This is a genomic window from Mesonia aquimarina, assembly GCF_003667275.1.
In the GTDB taxonomy this organism is placed as follows: Bacteria; Bacteroidota; Bacteroidia; order Flavobacteriales; family Flavobacteriaceae; genus Mesonia; species Mesonia aquimarina.
The window spans coordinates 535,223-554,110 of the sequence record NZ_RCNV01000001.1 but is presented as its reverse complement, the minus strand read 5'-3'; the positions used below and the strand labels follow the sequence as shown (position 1 = coordinate 554,110).

Sequence of the window (18,888 nt, the reverse complement as noted above, 5' to 3'; positions counted from 1 at the left end):
ATTGTAATTTTTCATGATCTAAATACGGTTTGTTTTGTTTACCAAAGATCACATTTAGAAGCGTTCAAGTAAATACCTGATTCTGGGTATATTTTATTTTTAACAATTGATCAAAATGTTATTTTATTGTGAATTTATAGTGTTACAGTAATACTTTTTATAATTTCAGGGAGTAAAAAATAAAAAGCTATTACTTATGAAAATATCATTCTACGGTCAAAATTCTTTAGGGATAGAAGTATCCGGAAAGCATATTATTGTTGATCCATTTATTACAGGAAATGATTTAGCAAAAGATAAAATTGATATCAATAAATTAAAGGCAGATTACATCTTGCTTACTCATGCGCATCAAGACCATATTTTAGATGCAGAAACCATAGCAAAAAATACAGATGCTACGATTGTTAGTAATTATGAAATAGCAAATCATTACGCAGACAAAGGGTTTGAAGTTCACCCGATGAATCATGGAGGAAAATGGCAATTTGATTTTGGTAAAGTAAAATATGTAAATGCAATTCATACCAGTTCTTTTCCTGATGGAAGTTATGGAGGACAACCTGGAGGATTTGTGATTGAGGCTGCCGAAAAAAATATATACATTGCGGGAGATACAGCCTTAACGATGGATATGAAGCTAATCCCAATGCGAACAAAACTAGATTTAGCTGTTTTACCGATTGGAGATAATTTTACGATGGGAGTAGACGATGCCATTGTAGCCAGCGATTATATTGAATGTAATAAAATTTTAGGATGCCATTATGATACTTTTGGTTATATAAAAATTGATCATAAAGTGGCTAAAGAAAAGTTTAGGATGAAAAATAAAGAGTTAATTTTGCTGCCAATCGGAGAAAGTATAGAAATATAATGAAAGCAAAATATAAAAGGCATATTTTAAATTTTAAACGCCCCAGTGGAACTTCGCGGGGCGTTCTTCATACTAAAGAAACTTGGTTTTTAATAATAGAAGATCAAAGTAAAATTGGAGTAGGCGAATGCGGTATTTTAAGAGGCTTAAGTATAGATGATCGTCCAGATTTTGAAGAAAAATTAAAATGGTTGTGTAAAAATATTAATAAAGACTATTCTTTTTTACGAGATCAATTAGAAGAATTTCCAGCCATTTTATTTGGATTAGAAATGGCAATTCAATCCTTATCAGTAAAAAATCCGTTTGAATTATTTCCCTCTGATTTTACCTTAGGTTCGGGCAAAATTCCTATCAATGGATTGATTTGGATGGGAGAGAAATCTTTTATGAAAAAGCAAATTGAAGAAAAAATTGAACAAGGGTTTTCTTGTATCAAATTAAAAATAGGAGCTATAGACTTTCAACAAGAACTGGACTTGTTGAGCTATATCAGAAAAGAGTTTTCTTCAGAAACCATAGAACTTCGCGTAGATGCCAATGGTGCTTTTCATCCGGATGAAGCTTTGTTGAAATTAGAAAAATTGAGTAAGTTAGATTTACATAGCATAGAACAACCAATAAAGCAAGGGCAATTTGAAGCTATGAAAACTTTATGTAAAAAAACTCCTTTGCCCATTGCTTTAGATGAAGAATTAATAGGTGTTTTCTCCGTAACAAAAAAAGAAGAATTACTACAAACCATACAGCCACAATACATCATTTTAAAACCTAGTTTACTTGGTGGTTTTCAAGCAAGCCAAGATTGGATTAGCGCAGCAGAACAAAATGAAATAGACTGGTGGATTACCAGTGCATTAGAAAGTAATTTGGGCCTAAATGCAATTGCACAATGGACATATACACATAAAACAAAATTACCGCAAGGCTTAGGCACAGGTAGTTTATATACCAATAATATTGATAGTCCTTTAACCGTAAAAAAAGAATTTTTAACCTACAACCCCAAAAAAAGTTGGGATACAATAATCTTAAAATAAGTTTATGTTTATAGCACAAGCAGTTAAATATCCACATGATTTTTGGAGATATTTAATAGGATCAGTTTTAGTTATAATAGCCTCAGTTATTGGTCAAATCCCTTTAGTTATTGCTATGGTTTTTGAAGGAGGTATTGAAAAATTAGCAAAGGGGGAAACAAGCATGCAAGAGGCCATGAATTTATTAAACACTAACTGGCTTACATTTTTAATGTTGTTTTCTTTTGCAGTTGGTTTTGTTGGTTTATATGGTGCTTTAAAAGGATTACATCAGCAACCTTTTAAATTGCTTACCACGACTCGTAGAAAAATAGATTGGAAACGCATATTTTTTGGATTTTCACTAGTAGCAGTTTTTACAATTGTAGTAACAATTATTGATTTTAAAACGAATCCCGGTGATTATATATTTAATTTTCAGCCTATTCCTTTTCTTATACTCTTTTGTATTGCTATAGTTATGGTACCCATTCAAACTAGTTTAGAAGAATATGTTTTTAGAGGCTATTTAATGCAAGGCTTTGGTTTATTTGCCAAAAATAGATGGTTTCCACTACTTATGACTTCGTTAATTTTTGGCGGTTTACATTTTTTTAATCCAGAAGTCGGTCAAATGGGGAATATTATTATGGTTTATTACATTGGTACCGGTTTATTTCTGGGTATTATCACGTTAATGGACGAAGGGATGGAACTTTCCTTAGGTTTTCACGCAGGCAATAACCTAATTGGGGTTTTGCTGGTAACGGCAGATTGGACCGCTTTTCAATCAGAATCTATTTTGAAAGATATTTCAAAACCGAGTGAGGGCTTAGATGTTTTATTTCCGGTATTAATTATTTACCCGATTTTTTTACTGATTATGGCAAAAGTATATCGTTGGAATAATTGGAAAGAAAAGCTTTTCGGGAAAATTGAAGTGTCAGAAATATCTTCAAATGCTGAGAATTAAAAATATCTTGTTATTTTAGTAACAATTAACTACAAGTTGTTGCTGATATTTGTTTATGATTCAAAATTTTGATCAATATATACAAGGGATTCATCCTTCTTTTAAGTTGAATAAATTTCAAGCTGATGAATTTTCTTTGGTTAAAATTGCGCATAAATATCAACAAGAAGGAGAAGTATTTGAGCAAGAAATAGGCGATTTTTTACAAGAATGGCTAAACCAAAAGGATTATGTAATTGTAAAAACTTCAGGATCTACAGGTACTCCAAAAGAAATTAAGGTTTTAAAAAAGCATATGGTAAATAGCGCATTAGCTACCGGAAGATTTTTTAAACTTCCTGAAGAAACCACGGCGCTTTTATGTTTACCGGTAAGTTATATTGCCGGAAAAATGATGTTGGTTAGAGCCATGGTCTTAGGCTGGCATATCGATTGCGTGCAGCCAAAATCTAATCCGTTAGATTTATTGTATAAACGTTATGATTTTTGTGCAATGACGCCGTTTCAACTTGATAATTCGTTGGGTCGATTACATTTAATTAAAAAATTAATAGTTGGCGGTGGAGCGGTTTCTGTCTATCTTAAAAAATTAGTACAAGGAATTAATACCAAAATTTACGAAACTTATGGAATGACCGAAACCGTTACGCATATTGCGGCTAGAAAAGTAAACGGTAAAAAAAATAAAAAGAAAACTTTTGTTCCTTTTAAAACTTTACCTGATGTTCAAATTTCTGTTGATGATAGAAATTGCTTGGTTATAAATGCTCCAAAAGTTGCCTCAAATACAATTACAACCAATGATGTAGTTGAATTAATCACCTATAAAAAATTTATTTTAAAAGGTAGATTTGATAATGTGATAAATTCTGGTGGAATAAAAATTCATCCAGAACAGGTTGAACGAAAGTTGCAGACTACTATTTTACAACGTTTTTTTATAACCGCTCTGCAAGATGATTCTTTGGGAGAAAAAGTAGTTCTATTTATAGAAAGAGATTTTTCTGAAGAAGCCTTAGCAGAAATAAAAAAGCAATTAAAAAAACTCGATAGTTTAGATAAGTACGAAATTCCGAAGAAAATTTATTTTGTTGAAAAATTTGAAGAAACGCACACCGGGAAAATCAATCGAGTAAACACGTTGAAGGCTCGTTTGGCTTAAAATAAATTTATCCTATAGGATTCTTTAATTAGAAAACGTTTGCTGAACTTGATTCAGCATTACACTCACAAAAAGATGAGACCCTGAAGCAAGTTCAGGGTGACGTAAATCAGATATTATAACTGCTTTAAACTCAAAATTAGAGTTTTTAATTCCTCTGCTTTTTCAGTCCCTACAAAAAAAGTCTTTCCATTAATTGACTTTAGCCAAATTGCTTTTCCGGGTTTCGTGTTATAAAGTGTTCCTTTTGGGGTTAATCGTAAACCAATTCCGTATAGAATTGGAGCATTTTCTACTTTCACCGTTGAGAAATCAATTTCAGAAACGTTTACTTTTTGTGTTAACCATTTTATACCAAAACTTGCTTTTAGCTCTGTTGCTGTTAATTGAATTCGAAGCGTACTAAACACAAAAGAGGTGACTAATAAAAGGGCGCCAATTCCTAAGAATACCGCTAAGGATATGGGATTTTCTCCCCATTGAAAATAATAAGAACAGCCTAGCGCAATAATAATTACCCAAAACAAAAGACGAATCCACCAGCTATGCTGTACTTCTTCAAAAATAACATTGTCTTTCATTACCGAAGCTTTTTTGTATTGACATAAAAATTTCTGTCATCAATATTAATATTGCTTAATTCTATTTTCCCCTTTAGTTTTTTCCATTCAGAAGTAGGGTAGAGGCGTTGTTTTTCTTCGACTATAAAAACATCTATGGGCATTTCAAAATTTTTAGCATCAACATTCCAGCGGTAAAAAATGCTTTTCCCTTCTGCTTTAAATTCAATTGCAGGTAATTTTGCGTACCGCAAATATTGATTAAATATTGGCGTTAAATTTTCTTCAGTCCTTGTATCAAAAAAGCTCACAACTTCTGCTGTATTGGTGATTTTATGTTTGAAACTTAAACTAAAGTCTTTCAGTAAACTCCACCATTTTTTATCATCATTAATAACACTTCTAATGGTGTTCAGCATATTAGCGCCTTTATAATACATATCTCCAGAACCTTCTTTATTAACGCCGTAATCTCCAATAATTGGCGCATCATTACTGACTGTTCTTTGTAAACCTTTTAAATACGTTAATGCCTCTTTTTTACCCCATTCGCATTCTACAAAAACCGATTCTGCGTACGAAGTAAAAGATTCGTGAATCCACATATCGGCAATGTCAGAAGCAGTAATGCTATTACCAAACCATTCATGTGCCGACTCGTGTATAATAATAAAATCCCATTTTAAACCTACACCTGTTCCTGAAAGATCGTTGCCTAAGTAGCCATTTTTGTAATAATTACCATAAGCAACTGCACTTTGGTGTTCCATTCCTAAAAATGGAGTTTCAACTAATTTATAAGAGTCTTCGGCAAAGGGATAAGCGCCAAATTTTTCATAAAAACAGTCCATCATCGGTTGTACTTGTTCAAACTGTTTTTTAGCTTTTTCTTTGTTATAAGAAAGAACGTAATAGTTGAGGTCTAGATCATTATAAGTTTCAGAAAAATGAATGTAATCACCAATATTTAAAATGATATTATAATTGTTAATGGGGTTTTTGACTTTCCAATTCCATTGGGTAAATTTTTCGTCAATAATTTTTTTGTCGATCAATCGCCCATTAGAAACTGCCATTAAATTTGATGGAGCACTAATATGTATTTCGGTTTCTTCGGGTTCATCACTTTGGTGATCCTTATTAGGATACCATAAACTAGCGCCGGTACCTTGTACGGCAACACTTACCCAATCTTTTCCGTTTTTATCTTTAGTAAAAATAAAGCCGCCATCCCACGGAGGGTTTTTTGCAATAACAGGTTTTCCTGAATAATAAAAATCAAGTTTTTTCTGTTGTTTTTTTTGTAGCGGATTTTCAAAATTGATGAAAACAGCATTAAACTCGCGTCTATAAGTCAGTTTTTTACCTTGAAAAATAATCGAATCAATTTTCATGTTTTCAAAAAGATCCAATTGCATTACCGGTAGTTTGTCTAAAACTTTAAAAGTGATGCTGTTAACCCCTTCAATATATTTTTTGTCAGGAATTACTTTTACAGAAAGATTATATTTTAAAACATCAAAATTAGAACGCTCCGGTCTTAGCGAACCTCTTAAAGTATCAGCTTTGGTATAATTTTTATGCTGATGTAAAATTTGTGCTTGAAGCGTTGTACTAAATAAAAAAAGACAAAAAAGAAGCGTGATTTTTTTCATATTGAAAACGAAAGTTTATATCAAAAATACAAAGTTTATAGCTAACCGAAGCGTTTCTACATTTTAAAAAATATATTACGGTTAGTTAAATTGACTTCAAAAAATAAAATTGCTGGCATATTTCCTTTAAAACCTTATAATTAAAAATTACTTTTGCACCAAACTGAATTTAACGCTATTTACATCATGCCAAACACAACACAATTAGAAGATTTTGTCACGCAAGTGCGAAGAGATATTCTTAGGCAAGTACACAAAGTAAACTCAGGGCATCCGGGAGGTTCTCTAGGTTGTGCAGAGTTTTTTACTGCACTTTACCAAGAAGTTATGGATTACTCTACTGATTTTACAATGGACGGAAAAAATGAAGATCTTTTTTTCTTGTCCAACGGTCATATTTCACCGGTTTTTTACAGCGTATTAGCACGGAGCGGATTTTTTCCTGTAGAAGAATTACAAACTTTTAGACATATAAATTCTAGATTGCAAGGTCATCCAACAACCCACGAAGGTTTACCGGGAATTAGAGTAGCATCGGGATCTTTGGGTCAAGGAATGTCTGTTGCTATTGGTGCTGCTGAAGCTAAAAAGCTAAATGGCGATTCTCATCTAGTTTATTCTCTTCACGGAGATGGTGAATTACAAGAAGGCCAAAATTGGGAAGCAATTATGTACGCCGCAAGTAATAAAGTAGATAATCTTATAGCAAGTGTAGATTTAAACGGTCAACAAATTGATGGTTCTACCGATGATGTTCTACCGCTTGGAAATGTAAAAGATAAATTTTTAGCCTTTGGATGGGAAGTTTTAACCATAGAAAAAGGAAACGATATTTCTGCTGTAATTGAAGGTTTAAAGCAAGCAAAAACCAAAACAGGAAAAGGAAAACCAGTTTGTGTTATTTTAAATACTGTTATGGGTAATGGTGTTGATTTTATGATGCATACACACGCTTGGCACGGAAAAGCACCAAACGATGAACAACTAGAAATTGGTTTGAAGCAAAATCCGGAAACCTTAGGTGATTACTAAAGAAAAGTTTAAAATTTAGAAATTAAAGCGATGAAAAAATATATAGATACAGGAAAAAAAGATACACGATCTGGATTTGGAGCCGGTTTAGAAGAATTAGGTAAAAAGAATGAAAATGTAGTGGCACTTTGTGCAGATCTTACCGGTTCTTTAAAAATGGATGCTTTCAAAAAAAATCATCCGGAACGATTTTTTCAAGTAGGAATTGCCGAAGCTAATATGATTGGTATGGCTGCAGGAATGACAATTGGCGGAAAAATTCCTTTCACTGGAACTTTTGCTAATTTTTCTACAGGTAGAGTTTACGATCAAATTAGACAAAGTGTAGCTTACTCTGGTAAAAATGTAAAAATTTGTGCTTCTCATGCTGGTTTAACCCTAGGCGAAGACGGCGCAACACATCAAATTTTAGAAGATTTAGGTTTGATGAAAATGTTACCGGGAATGACTGTAATTAATACGTGCGACTATAACCAAACTAAAGCTGCTACACTAGCAGTTGCTGAATACGATGGTCCGGTTTATTTACGTTTTGGAAGACCAAAAGTAGCTAATTTCACACCAGAAGATCAGACATTTGAAATAGGAAAAGCTGTTCAATTAACTGAAGGAAATGATGTTACAATAGTAGCAACCGGACATTTAGTTTGGGAAGCTTTACAAGCCGCAGAACAATTAGAAGAAAAAGGAATTACAGCAGAAGTGATTAACATTCACACTATAAAACCTTTAGACGCCGAAGCAATTTTAGCATCTGTTAAAAAAACAGGTTGTGTAGTGACTGCAGAAGAACATAATTTCTTAGGAGGTTTAGGCGAAAGTGTTTCGCGAGTGTTGGCTGAAAATAATCCAACTCCACAAGAATTTGTTGCCACAAAAGATACTTTTGGAGAAAGCGGTACACCAGCTCAATTAATGGAGAAATACGGTTTAAATGCAGCTTCAATTGTAAAAGCTTCAGAAAAAGTGATGAGTAGAAAATAGAATAAGTATTCTTATAAATTTTTAAAAGCTTGATTTTTTATAAAAATCAAGCTTTTTTTGTTATTAAATGGCATTCTAAAAATAGTTATATTTAGTAATTACTAACTAGCTTGATTATTTTAAAACTGCATTTATGAAAATTATTAGTAATTCATCTCGTACAGTAATTTTAGGAGGAATATTTTTTTTAATTCCTTTATTGATAATTATTTTTCTATTAACTCATGCCATAAAAATTTTACTTCCACTGGGAAGAGAGCTAGTTGATATATTAGAAATTCATTCTGTTTTTGGAGCCACCACTGTAACAATAGTTACTCTATTTTTACTTTTGGTTTTTTGTTATTTAAGTGGTTATTTAGTACAAAAAGGTTTGATAAATGATTGGGGACAGCAAATGGAAGATCATCTTTTTTTGATGTTTCCTAGTTTACAAATGCTTAAATATCGATTGTTAGGTGATAAGCCCAGTACAGTAGAAGACGATAATTGGAAAGCAATTTTACTGAAAGAAGATAATCATTATAACATTGCTTTTATAACAGGTTTAAAAGAGAACTACAATAGTATTTACATACCGGATGCTCCAAAAATAGACGCCGGAGAATTACGTTATATTGCAAAAGATGACTGCGATTTTATTTTTATCTCTATGAAAGAAGCAATGAAATCGTTAAGCAGTTTTGGAAGAGATGGAAATTTTTTTATGAATAAATAAAGCGATTTTTTTCTAAAACCCTTGAAATCTATAATTTAAGTTCAGTAAAAACTGACTTCTTTTTCCAAATACTCCAAATTCAGTTCGTAACATCCAGCGTTTATTAAATTGATATTGTGCACCTAAGATCATATTAAAAGGAGCAGCAACTTCTTTATCTAATTTATAGTCAATAGTGCTATCTGAAATATCACCTCCGTTATTAGCTTCTTCTAATTTCGAAATTATTTGGTTAACGACAATACGTTGAGCAGGAGGTAAATTTTCAGCCCAGTTTTTTAAACTATTTATGGCATTACCATTTCCTATATCGGGAAATATATCTTGTAGGGGAATACTGCCTTCTGTATCATTTTGGATAGCTTGATAAAAGGCGCCTACCCAATACTGAAAGCGAATTTGTGGGTTTAGATGGATTCATAATTGCGTGACCAAAGCGAATGCTACTGTTAAATGCAGGAACGGGTTCAACGATTACTTCTATGTCTGCAAAGTTGTAATTGTTATCCCAGGCAATCCAAATAGGTCCAACGGCTCCGGTTAATGTAGCTCCCAAACCAAAGGAAGAAACTGCAAAACGTTGCGAGGTCTGCAAACCAATTGGAGCTAGTAAATTCACTTCGGTTTCGGTTGTACCGCCTCCAATAACACCATAGATATTTAAAAAAGGAAATACCCATAAATCGGGTCTAAATGTATATGCATTGGTAGTGGCTATTGTAGGTCCGAAATTTATAAAATTACTAATGTCTACTTTACTACTGCCATTAAATCCAATTAAGGTTCTGTTGATTGTAATTTCTTGTCGTTGTGTGAAATATACTCCGCTAGCTCCCCAAGCAAAAGGTAAATCGTATCCTTTTTTGTAGGCTTTTTTTCCCAAAATTGGAAAAATATATGGATAATCCATTTTTTTTAAACTATCGTAGTACTTTTTATATACAGGAAGATCTGATTTTCCGAAGCCTTGAGCTTGTATTTTCTCTGAAGATATGAAAGTAAAAAAACTAAGTATAATTATAACTAAAAGACTTTTACTTTTTGACGAGGGTAGTGCACGAAAATTTTTCATAGTTCAGATTTTTTTTTCGTATTATTTTTTTGAGCTTTTTTTACACCAATAGGAATACCGGCGTAAAAATAAAAGGCATTGTTTTGCTGCATTCCGTTTATATTTTTTTGAATGTCAACAAGGCCACCGTAATACCTAACACCAATTGTAATTCCATTTCCTTTAATTAGCCGATAACCCAAGCCAGCCACCAGTCCAAAATCTAAGGTTGTTATTTCATCTTTAATATCATTTTTAAAAACTAAATCATCTTCTTTTTGAACTGAAGCAGAAAATTCATCAAAAGCTTTTACTAATAATCCAGTTTGCACACCTCCTTCAATAAAAAATTGTTTGTGAAGTTTGTACTTAAAAAGTGCGGGAACATTAAAATAGCGTAGTTTACGTTTAATCGAAGCTTCTTGTAATAGGATGTCTAAATTTTCATTACCTAAAGAATATGGACTAATATTTTTGGTTCCGAGTGGTGATTTAACAATCACCCCTGTATGAATATAACTTTTTTCGGTTAATTTAAAATCAAAATAAAAGCCCAGGTTAAAACCATTAGATCTTTTAGCGTTATCTATCTCACCTATATTAGAGTTTACTAAACCACCCTCTAAGCCAAATTCAATTTTATCTGAATTTAATTTATCGCCAAAAATTAATGAAATAAGAACCTGTCCATTTGCATAGTGACAAAAGCAACAAAATAAAAAAATACTAAGAACTGTTTTTTTCATAAAAAGTTGATTTTATCAGTTGTTATAAAATAGAAGAGTTAAGAAGTACGTTATTTATAAAGATAAGTATTTTTTTGATTAGATTTTTTCAGTTACAAAGAATTCAATTCTTATATCATAAAACTGTTAAAACCGATTGTCACCATCGAGTAGATTTCCTAAGCCTCCGAGAATACTTCTTTCCCCTTTATCTTTACCTCCTCCGCTAGGTGCTGCTGCAAATACACGACTTGCTAAACGACTAAATGGAAGCGATTGTATATAAACGGTTCCCGGTCCGGTTAAGGTTGCGAAAACCATTCCTTCTCCACCAAAAAGTGTATTTTTTATACCGCCAACAAATTGTATGTTGTAATCTACGCTTGCATCAAAACCAATAATACAGCCGGTATCTACGCGCAATTGCTCTCCAGGGGCAAGTTCTTTTACTGCTGTTGTTCCGCCGGCATGAACAAAGGCCATTCCATCTCCTTCTAATTTTTGCATTATAAAACCTTCACCGCCAAAAAAGCCTCTACCTATTCGTTTAGAAAATTCAATTCCTATAGAAACTCCTTTTGCAGCACATAAAAAGGCATCTTTTTGACATATAAATTTACCATTAAATTTTTCTAAATCTATCGGGATTATTTTTCCGGGATATGGAGACGCAAAACTAACGTGTTTTTTACCTTGCTGTTGATTGTAAAAGGCAGTCATAAATAAACTTTCTCCTGTAAGTAAGCGTTTTCCTGCGCCTAAAATTTTATTAAAAAAACCGCTGTCAGTTGCGGAGCCGTCGCCAAAGATGGTTTCCATTTTTATTCCTTGGTCCATCATCATAAACGAACCAGCTTCAGCAATAACACCTTCGTTTGGGTCGAGCTCTATTTCGACATATTGCATTTCTTCTCCAAAAATTTTGTAATCTATTTCGTGTGCATTCATAATTTTTTTTTAATAAGTTTTTAAAAATAAACTCGGACAAATGGCATAAACGGACTAGCATAAATACTATCCTCATCATCATATAAAACATCATATCGAACTCCAATGGTAACCGGGCCGGTATTATAGCCTGCACCTAAAAATAAGGCGGGATACCAATAATCGTCTTCTAAAGAATTCCCATTAAATCTATACGTTCGGTTTACTCTTAATTGCTCAAATTCTGCTGAAAGTTGTATTTCTCTTAACGGGCTAACAATACCGATAATACTTCCACCATAAACAAAGGCTTCATCATTATCAAAACTAGAGTAGGTAAAGTTTAAACCAACACCAGTTGCAAAATATTGATTGACTTGATAAAGGGCACTTGGTGTTATGGAACCACTAAAAAAGTCGTTGCCAAAACTCAGTCCGAGTCCGCCACCAAACCGTACATTATCCATAAAGGAATTGTTGTTAGCAGTGTTTTGAAATTGTGCAGAAGCAGAAAAGCTTGCTGATGAAAATAATAAAACAATAATAAAATGATGTAAATGGCTTTTCGTAAAGAGTTTCATGAAAACGAGTTTTAAGTAGATGTTTATAAAAATAGCAATAAAACTTATTTCGTGAAAGCTTTCTAAACGGTTTTAAATTTTAAAGGTTCTAATTTCAAAAATTTATTTTTTAATAAATTTTTGAAAGTTACTTTTTCCGTTTTCGGTAGTTGTTTGCAATAAATAAATTCCGGGAGATAGAAAACTCACATCAATTTTGGTGTTCGATTTCAGCTTAAATTCTGGTACTAGTTTTTTTCCTAGAAGTGAATAAATGTTTGCGCTAAAAAGTTGATTTTTTTCCTGTTGAATTTGAATGAAATTTTTCGTCGGATTTGGAAATATTTTCAATTTTGACTGACCGAATTTTTCCGTGGATAAATTACCAAATGTTTGAAAAGCCAGCGTGTTTCCTGCAGCAGACCAGAAAAACTCTTTGTTAGCATCGTTGTTTAAATCTGACACAAAAACTTCATCAACAAAAATATTCTGGTTATCATCTAGAATTATTTCATTAGAAAAATCTAGATTTCCATCGTTTACAAAAACACGTGGTTTTCCATCAAAAGCAGTATAGAGATCCATATTTCCATCATCATTAACATCAGTATACTCTATTAATTTAATGGAAGAGGAATTGACTTGCATAAGATCTGAATGAAAATTGAAATTCATTGAATTATTACCTTGATTTATATATAGGCTAATGTCTCCAGTTGCTCTATGAATTACAGCATCTAAAAAAGTATCGTTATTAACATCAAAAATGGCTAAGGATGTAATTGTAGAATGACTACTGTCTGTAAAGGTTTGAGGGGTGAAATTTGCATTGCCATCGTTTACATAAATTACACCGCCAATGGTTTCGCCGGTTATAACATCCATATTCCCATCGTTATTTACATCTGCTTTGGTGAGTGTCCAGCACTCTAAAATATTTGGTGAAGTTGAAGTCGTTAAAATTTCGTTTTTGGTAAAATTGCCATTTCCATCATTTTCATAAAAGTTGATTGCGTGCTGCCAAATAACCACTAAATCTGTATGAGAATCATTATTGAAGTCTGCAGAAACAATACTTTTACCGAAAGAGACTTCACTATCAATAGGGATTGCCGAGCCTATATTTCCGTTGTTGTTTGGATACCAAAGTAGATTTCCGCCGCTTTCTGATAGCGCAATTAGGTCTTGAAAACCATTTTCGTTAAGATCTGCTGAGGTTACGTATTCTGCTTCTGCCAAGTTATCGATTAAATTTTCTGAAAAGTTTCCGTTGCCGTTATTTTGATAAACTGTGATATTATCAAAATTATAACCTCTGGCTACAACCACTTCTTTAAGACCGTCGTTGTTGAGATCTTCAGCATAAATATGTTTAATTCCACCAGAAGTTGCATCATCATCAATTACTTGGGCAGGATTAAATTGAGCCAAGCAAACTGAGCTAAATAAACTTGTTAAAAAAAGTAATTGTAATTTCATAAATAATTGAATTTTAACCGAATATAAAAAATATCATATAGATTTTACAAGATTTTTATTTAGAATTGATTATAAAAAAAGCGGCTATCTTTTAAAACAACCGCTTTGTAAATATAAATTATTTTTCGATTAGGTTTGAATAACACCTAAATTAAAATCTTTTTCAATAGGAGCGTGGTCAGCTGCTTCAATACCTGTAGAGATCCATTTTCTGGTATCTAACGGGTTGATAACTGCATCGGTCCAAATTCTAGAAGCTGCATAATACGGACTTACTTGTCTATCGTAGTCTGCTTTAATTTTATCGTAAAGTTCTTTTTCTTTCTCTTCGGTAATTTCTTCACCTTTTTTCTTTAATGCGGCAGTTTCAATTTGTAATAAAACTTTTGCAGCAGAATTTCCGCTCATTACTGCTAATTCTGCACTAGGCCAAGCAACAATTAATCTAGGGTCGTAAGCTTTTCCGCACATAGCGTAATTTCCAGCTCCATAAGAATTTCCTATTACGACTGTAAATTTTGGCACAACTGAATTACTTACAGCATTTACCATTTTAGCACCATCTTTTATAATTCCGCCGTGTTCGCTTTTACTTCCAACCATAAAGCCGGTCACGTCTTGTAAAAATACCAACGGAATTTTTTTCTGATTACAATTGGCAATAAAACGAGTTGCTTTATCTGCAGAATCTGAATAAATAACGCCACCAAATTGCATTTCGGTAGGTTTGGTTTTAGAAGCCGTTGTTTTTACAATTTTACGTTGATTGGCTACAATTCCTACAGCCCAACCATCTATTCTGGCATAACCGGTAATAATAGTTTGTCCATAACCGGCTTTGTATTCTTCAAATTCAGAATTATCAACCAAGCGGTTAATGATTTCCATCATATCGTATTGGTCGCTTCGTTTTGCCGGTAAGTGACCAAAAATTTCTTCAGGATCTAATTTTGGAGCAGCAGGTTTTTTACGGTTAAACCCAGCAGAATCTACATCACCAATTTTATCCATAATATTCTGGATTTTGGTTAATGCATCTTTATCATCTTTTGCTTTATAGTCGGTTACGCCACTAATTTCAGAATGTGTAGTTGCTCCACCAAGCGATTCGTTGTCAATACTTTCTCCGATAGCAGCTTTTACTAAATAGCTTCCCGCTAAGAAAATGCTTCCTGTTTTTTCAACGATAATTGCCTCGTCACTCATAATTGGTAAATAGGCACCACCGGCAACACAACTCCCCATTACAGCGGCAATTTGGGTTATTCCCATACTGCTCATTACGGCATTATTTCTAAATATACGTCCGAAATGTTCTTTATCAGGAAAAATTTCATCTTGCATGGGTAAGTAAACACCGGCGCTGTCTACCAAATAAATAATTGGTAATTTATTTTCAATAGAAATTTCTTGCGCTCTCAAATTCTTTTTTCCGGTAATAGGGAACCAAGCTCCTGCTTTTACAGTTGCATCATTGGCTACAACAATTACTTGCTTTCCAGAGACCTTTCCGATTTTAACCACAACACCACCACTTGGGCAACCGCCGTGTTCTTCGTACATACCATCGCCGGCAAAAGCACCAATTTCAACAGCATTTTTTGGCTCGTCTAATAAAAAATCTATGCGTTCGCGTGCGGTCATTTTTCCTTTGGCATGGTGTTTTTCAATTCTTTTTTCACCACCACCTAAATGTACTTTTTTAAGTTTACTGTTTAAATCAGCAACCAAAAGCTTGTTATGGTCTTCGTTTTTATTAAATTTTATATCCATTTTGTAAATTTATTTTGGCGTGTCCCTTTCAGGTTCAGGCTTTCACTACTCGCTTTTTTATTTCTTTCAGTCATAAAAAGAGCTTAAACAAGCCGTTCAATCCTTCACGCTTCATTATTTTTGCAACGAAAATACAAAAACCTTATAATTTTAATAACTAAAAAGCTGGTAGAAAAGCTAGATATTTGTAATTATGCAGCTTTTAAAGAATTTTAAAGTTAACGTAAATCCACAGAAAAAAGAAATTTAAACATGGGAATGAATAAAAATACAGTGTTGGCTTGGGCCACATTTATTATGATTTTAGTTGGCGTTGGTTTAATTGCTTTAGGTGCATTTAAATATAGAGAAATTGCCGGGTATGGTTTTGCTGCTGTGGGGATTGGTTTTTTTGCTATTGCTTGGGTTTTTAATGCTTTAAAAGGTAGAGTTTAATGCGCAACCAATTAGCTAGACATCTTTTAAGTGGAGAGGCATTTGTTCCTTTAGAAAAATTATTGCCGAAAATTCCATTCAAAAAATTAGGAGAGCGTCCTCAAAAGATACCTTATTCTTTTTACGAAGTTTTTTATCATATTACCTACGCTCAAAAAGATATTGTCGCTTATTGTTTAAACAATACTTATAAAGCACCAAATTGGCCTGAAGATTATTGGCCAGAACACAGATCTCCAGAATCTGAAAGTGAATGGGAAAATATTCAACAAGAATATCAACAAAGTTTAGAAAACATAATCCATTTTTTGGAAGATGAAAAAAATGAACTGAATAAACCCGTAAAAAATAGTGACACACATAGCTTGTTAAGAGAAATACTATTACTGATAGAACATAAAGCTTATCATACCGGACAATTAGTTCTTATTTTACGAGAATTAAATTTATACGACAAAAAATAAAATACCATGAAAAAAATACTCTTATTATTTTCAGTTATTGCTGTTAGTTTTTCTTGCGCTAAGAAAAATAATGACCTAAAAACTCTTTGGGTAAATAGTTACAAAAAACAATGTGATGCCGGTGCAGGAAAAAAAATGTGTTTGCTAACTTCAGATGAAAAAAAACTAAGTAGTGAAATAGAATGGGAATTCTTCTATAATTCAATTAAAGGGTTTGAATATAAGCCGGGCTATTTTCAGCAAATAAAGGTGAAAGAAACCAAATTAGATGCAAAAAAAGTACCAGCAGATGCTTCTTCAATTTCATATGAATTGGTTGAAGTTATGGAAGAAAAACGTGATGAGCGTTTTAGTTTAAATGATATTTGGGCAGTAGAAAAGATAGGCGATAAAGTAATTGGAGAAGAAACTAAAAGACCGCGTTTAGAGGTTAATCTTTCAAAAATGCAAATTTTTGGATTTGACGGCTGTAATAATTACGCCGGCAAAATTGAAAAATTTTCAGCTGATGAAATTACATTTGTAAGAATTGGTTCCACAAAAAAAATGTGTAGCAATATAAAGTTAGCACAAGCTTATACGCAAGCATTACAAGAAACTAAATATTATAAAAAAGATAAATTAAGCCTTTATTTTTTCGATAAAAATGATGAAAAAGTACTTCAGTTTAAAAAAATAGACTAGGTAAATTTCATTCAGCATATTATAAATAATAAACCATAACTTTTCCGTATTTTTGAAGACGACAAGAATACAAATTCAATAAAAAAATAGACGAATGGCAGACGATAAGAAAGTGATTTTTTCCATGTCAGGGGTTACAAAAACGTATAAAAATGCGAATACTCCTGTTTTAAAGAATATTTATTTAAGCTTTTTTTATGGAGCAAAAATTGGAATTTTAGGACTTAATGGTTCGGGTAAATCTACCTTGATGAAAATTATCGCTGGGAAAGAAAAGAACTACCAAGGTGATGTAGTTTTCTCACCCGGATATTCTGTAGGAATGTTAGAACAAGAGCCAGAATTAGATGAAGAAAAAACAGTATTAGAGGTGGTGAAGGAAGGTGTTTCTGAAACTATGGCTGTTTTAGATGAATATAATTCTATAAACGATCAGTTTGCCTTACCGGAAGTGTATGAAGATGCCGATAAAATGCAAAAATTGATGGATCGTCAAGCAAAATTACAAGACGAGATTGACGCTTCTAACGCATGGGAAATAGACACGAAATTAGAAATCGCTATGGATGCTTTGCGTACGCCAGATCCTGATAAAAAAATAAGTGTACTTTCAGGAGGTGAGCGTCGTCGTGTAGCTTTATGTCGTTTACTGTTACAAGAACCGGATATTCTGTTGCTCGATGAGCCTACCAACCACTTAGATGCAGAATCTGTACATTGGTTAGAACATCATTTGCAGCAGTATAAAGGTACGGTAATTGCTGTAACGCACGACCGTTATTTCTTAGACAACGTTGCCGGATGGATTTTAGAACTTGATAGAGGAGAAGGTATTCCATGGAAAGGGAATTACTCTTCTTGGTTAGATCAAAAATCTAAACGAATGGCACAAGAACAAAAGGCAGCTTCCAAACGTCAAAAAACCTTAGAGCGAGAATTAGAATGGGTTAAAATGGCACCTAAAGGAAGACAAGCTAAGCAAAAAGCACGTTTAAATAATTACGATAAATTATTAAGTCAAGATCAAAAGCAAATGGACGAGAAATTGGAAATCTACATTCCCAATGGTCCGCGCTTAGGAACAAATGTTATTGAAGCAGATGGCGTTAGCAAAGCTTTTGATGATAAATTATTATATGAAGACCTTAACTTTAAACTTCCACAAGCAGGAATTGTAGGAATTATTGGTCCAAACGGAGCCGGTAAAACCACCATTTTTAAAATGATTATGGGAGAAGAGAATCCGGACAAAGGAGAATTTAAAGTAGGAGAAACAGCAAAAATCGCTTACGTTGATCAAAGTCATAGCAATATTGATCCTGAAAAAACCATCTGGCAAAACTTTAGCGACGAACAAGATCTAGTGATGATGGGTGGCCGTGAAGTGAATTCTAGAGCTTACTTAAGCCGATTTAACTTCAGCGGAAGCGAACAAAATAAAAAAGTGAATATGCTTTCTGGGGGAGAGCGTAACCGACTTCATTTAGCAATGACGCTAAAAGAAGAAGGCAACGTACTTTTACTGGATGAGCCAACTAACGATTTAGATGTAAATACACTTCGTGCGTTAGAAGAAGGTTTAGAGAACTTTGCCGGATGTGCCGTTGTTATTTCTCACGACCGTTGGTTTTTAGATAGAATTTGTACGCATATTCTTGCTTTTGAAGGAGATTCTCAAGTCTATTTCTTTGAAGGCAGCTTTTCTGATTACGAAGAGAATAAGAAAAAACGTCTTGGTGGGGATACCATGCCTAAACGAATAAAATATAAGAAATTAACAAGATAAATTTTTAGTAAAAAAATATTATTG

Annotated in this window: 19 protein-coding genes; 11 read left to right on the top strand and 8 right to left on the bottom strand. The window is 33.1% G+C overall.

Annotated elements, in window-relative coordinates:
• Positions 1–196 precede the first annotated feature (196 nt).
• Genes D9R05_RS02745 through D9R05_RS02730 form a run of 4 tightly spaced genes read left to right on the top strand, consistent with a single transcriptional unit; the run spans position 197 to position 4,031 of the window.
• Positions 197–877 carry a metal-dependent hydrolase gene (locus tag D9R05_RS02745; protein WP_121665671.1) on the top strand — a complete coding sequence of 227 codons (681 nt, stop codon included), beginning with the start codon at positions 197–199 and terminating at the stop codon, positions 875–877.
• Positions 877–1,917 (top strand): o-succinylbenzoate synthase, encoded by a 1,041-nt coding sequence (locus tag D9R05_RS02740; protein WP_121665670.1) that lies wholly within the window; start codon positions 877–879, stop codon positions 1,915–1,917. The genes D9R05_RS02745 and D9R05_RS02740 overlap by 1 nt, the downstream gene beginning before the upstream one ends.
• A gap of 4 nt (positions 1,918–1,921) precedes the next feature.
• Positions 1,922–2,869, top strand: coding sequence for a CPBP family intramembrane glutamic endopeptidase (locus D9R05_RS02735; RefSeq protein ID WP_121665669.1), 948 nt, complete (start codon positions 1,922–1,924; stop codon positions 2,867–2,869).
• A gap of 55 nt (positions 2,870–2,924) precedes the next feature.
• On the top strand, positions 2,925–4,031 hold the full coding sequence (locus tag D9R05_RS02730) for an AMP-binding protein (RefSeq protein WP_121665668.1): 1,107 nt from the start codon (positions 2,925–2,927) through the stop codon (positions 4,029–4,031).
• Between the two features lie 116 nt (positions 4,032–4,147).
• Here the strand turns inward: D9R05_RS02730 and D9R05_RS02725 are convergent, their stop codons facing one another.
• Together D9R05_RS02725 and D9R05_RS02720 are read right to left on the bottom strand one after the other, a co-directional pair.
• The gene (locus tag D9R05_RS02725; RefSeq protein WP_121665667.1) at positions 4,148–4,612 is read right to left on the bottom strand and encodes a hypothetical protein; all 465 of its coding nucleotides are present in this window, start codon (positions 4,610–4,612) and stop codon (positions 4,148–4,150) included.
• Positions 4,612–6,246: a M1 family metallopeptidase gene (locus D9R05_RS02720; RefSeq protein WP_121665666.1), complete on the bottom strand. Its 1,635-nt coding sequence runs from the start codon at positions 6,244–6,246 to the stop codon at positions 4,612–4,614. The genes D9R05_RS02725 and D9R05_RS02720 overlap by 1 nt, the downstream gene beginning before the upstream one ends.
• Positions 6,247–6,432: 186 nt before the next feature.
• Here D9R05_RS02720 and D9R05_RS02715 point away from each other — a divergent pair, with 186 nt between their 5' ends.
• From D9R05_RS02715 to D9R05_RS02705, 3 genes are all read left to right on the top strand, one after another.
• A complete protein-coding gene (locus tag D9R05_RS02715; protein ID WP_121665835.1) occupies positions 6,433–7,278 on the top strand; it encodes a transketolase in 846 nt (281 codons plus the stop codon).
• Between the two features lie 30 nt (positions 7,279–7,308).
• Entirely contained in the window at positions 7,309–8,262 is a 954-nt protein-coding gene (locus tag D9R05_RS02710) for a transketolase family protein (protein WP_121665665.1), read from the top strand.
• 133 nt (positions 8,263–8,395) lie between these two features.
• A complete protein-coding gene (locus D9R05_RS02705) occupies positions 8,396–8,980 on the top strand; it encodes a DUF502 domain-containing protein (protein WP_121665664.1) in 585 nt (194 codons plus the stop codon).
• Positions 8,981–9,329: 349 nt separating this feature from the next.
• Here the strand turns inward: D9R05_RS02705 and D9R05_RS02700 are convergent, their stop codons facing one another.
• The 6 genes from D9R05_RS02700 to D9R05_RS02675 all read right to left on the bottom strand — a co-directional run bounded on the left by D9R05_RS02700 (position 9,330) and on the right by D9R05_RS02675 (position 15,495).
• Complete coding sequence (locus tag D9R05_RS02700) at positions 9,330–10,052, bottom strand: hypothetical protein (protein ID WP_205589264.1); 723 nt, start codon at positions 10,050–10,052, stop codon at positions 9,330–9,332.
• Positions 10,049–10,777: a porin family protein gene (locus tag D9R05_RS02695; protein ID WP_121665663.1), complete on the bottom strand. Its 729-nt coding sequence runs from the start codon at positions 10,775–10,777 to the stop codon at positions 10,049–10,051. The genes D9R05_RS02700 and D9R05_RS02695 overlap by 4 nt, the downstream gene beginning before the upstream one ends.
• Before the next feature lie 126 nt (positions 10,778–10,903).
• The gene (locus tag D9R05_RS02690) at positions 10,904–11,704 is read right to left on the bottom strand and encodes a TIGR00266 family protein (RefSeq protein WP_121665662.1); all 801 of its coding nucleotides are present in this window, start codon (positions 11,702–11,704) and stop codon (positions 10,904–10,906) included.
• A 20-nt stretch (positions 11,705–11,724) separates the two neighbouring features.
• Complete coding sequence (locus D9R05_RS02685) at positions 11,725–12,264, bottom strand: alpha-ketoglutarate decarboxylase (RefSeq protein ID WP_121665661.1); 540 nt, start codon at positions 12,262–12,264, stop codon at positions 11,725–11,727.
• A gap of 102 nt (positions 12,265–12,366) precedes the next feature.
• Positions 12,367–13,722 carry a T9SS type A sorting domain-containing protein gene (locus tag D9R05_RS02680; protein ID WP_121665660.1) on the bottom strand — a complete coding sequence of 452 codons (1,356 nt, stop codon included), beginning with the start codon at positions 13,720–13,722 and terminating at the stop codon, positions 12,367–12,369.
• Positions 13,723–13,851: 129 nt separating this feature from the next.
• Positions 13,852–15,495: an acyl-CoA carboxylase subunit beta gene (locus D9R05_RS02675; protein ID WP_121665659.1), complete on the bottom strand. Its 1,644-nt coding sequence runs from the start codon at positions 15,493–15,495 to the stop codon at positions 13,852–13,854.
• A 258-nt stretch (positions 15,496–15,753) separates the two neighbouring features.
• Here D9R05_RS02675 and D9R05_RS02670 point away from each other — a divergent pair, with 258 nt between their 5' ends.
• The 4 genes from D9R05_RS02670 (at position 15,754) to ettA (ending at position 18,864) form a co-directional block, all read left to right on the top strand.
• Entirely contained in the window at positions 15,754–15,930 is a 177-nt protein-coding gene (locus D9R05_RS02670; RefSeq protein ID WP_162984879.1) for a CAL67264 family membrane protein, read from the top strand.
• Entirely contained in the window at positions 15,930–16,394 is a 465-nt protein-coding gene (locus D9R05_RS02665; RefSeq protein WP_121665657.1) for a DinB family protein, read from the top strand. Before D9R05_RS02670 ends, D9R05_RS02665 begins: the two co-directional genes overlap by 1 nt.
• Before the next feature lie 6 nt (positions 16,395–16,400).
• A complete protein-coding gene (locus D9R05_RS02660) occupies positions 16,401–17,078 on the top strand; it encodes a DUF4377 domain-containing protein (protein WP_121665656.1) in 678 nt (225 codons plus the stop codon).
• Between the two features lie 94 nt (positions 17,079–17,172).
• Positions 17,173–18,864 carry an energy-dependent translational throttle protein EttA gene (ettA, locus tag D9R05_RS02655; protein ID WP_121665655.1) on the top strand — a complete coding sequence of 564 codons (1,692 nt, stop codon included), beginning with the start codon at positions 17,173–17,175 and terminating at the stop codon, positions 18,862–18,864.
• Positions 18,865–18,888 lie beyond the last annotated feature (24 nt).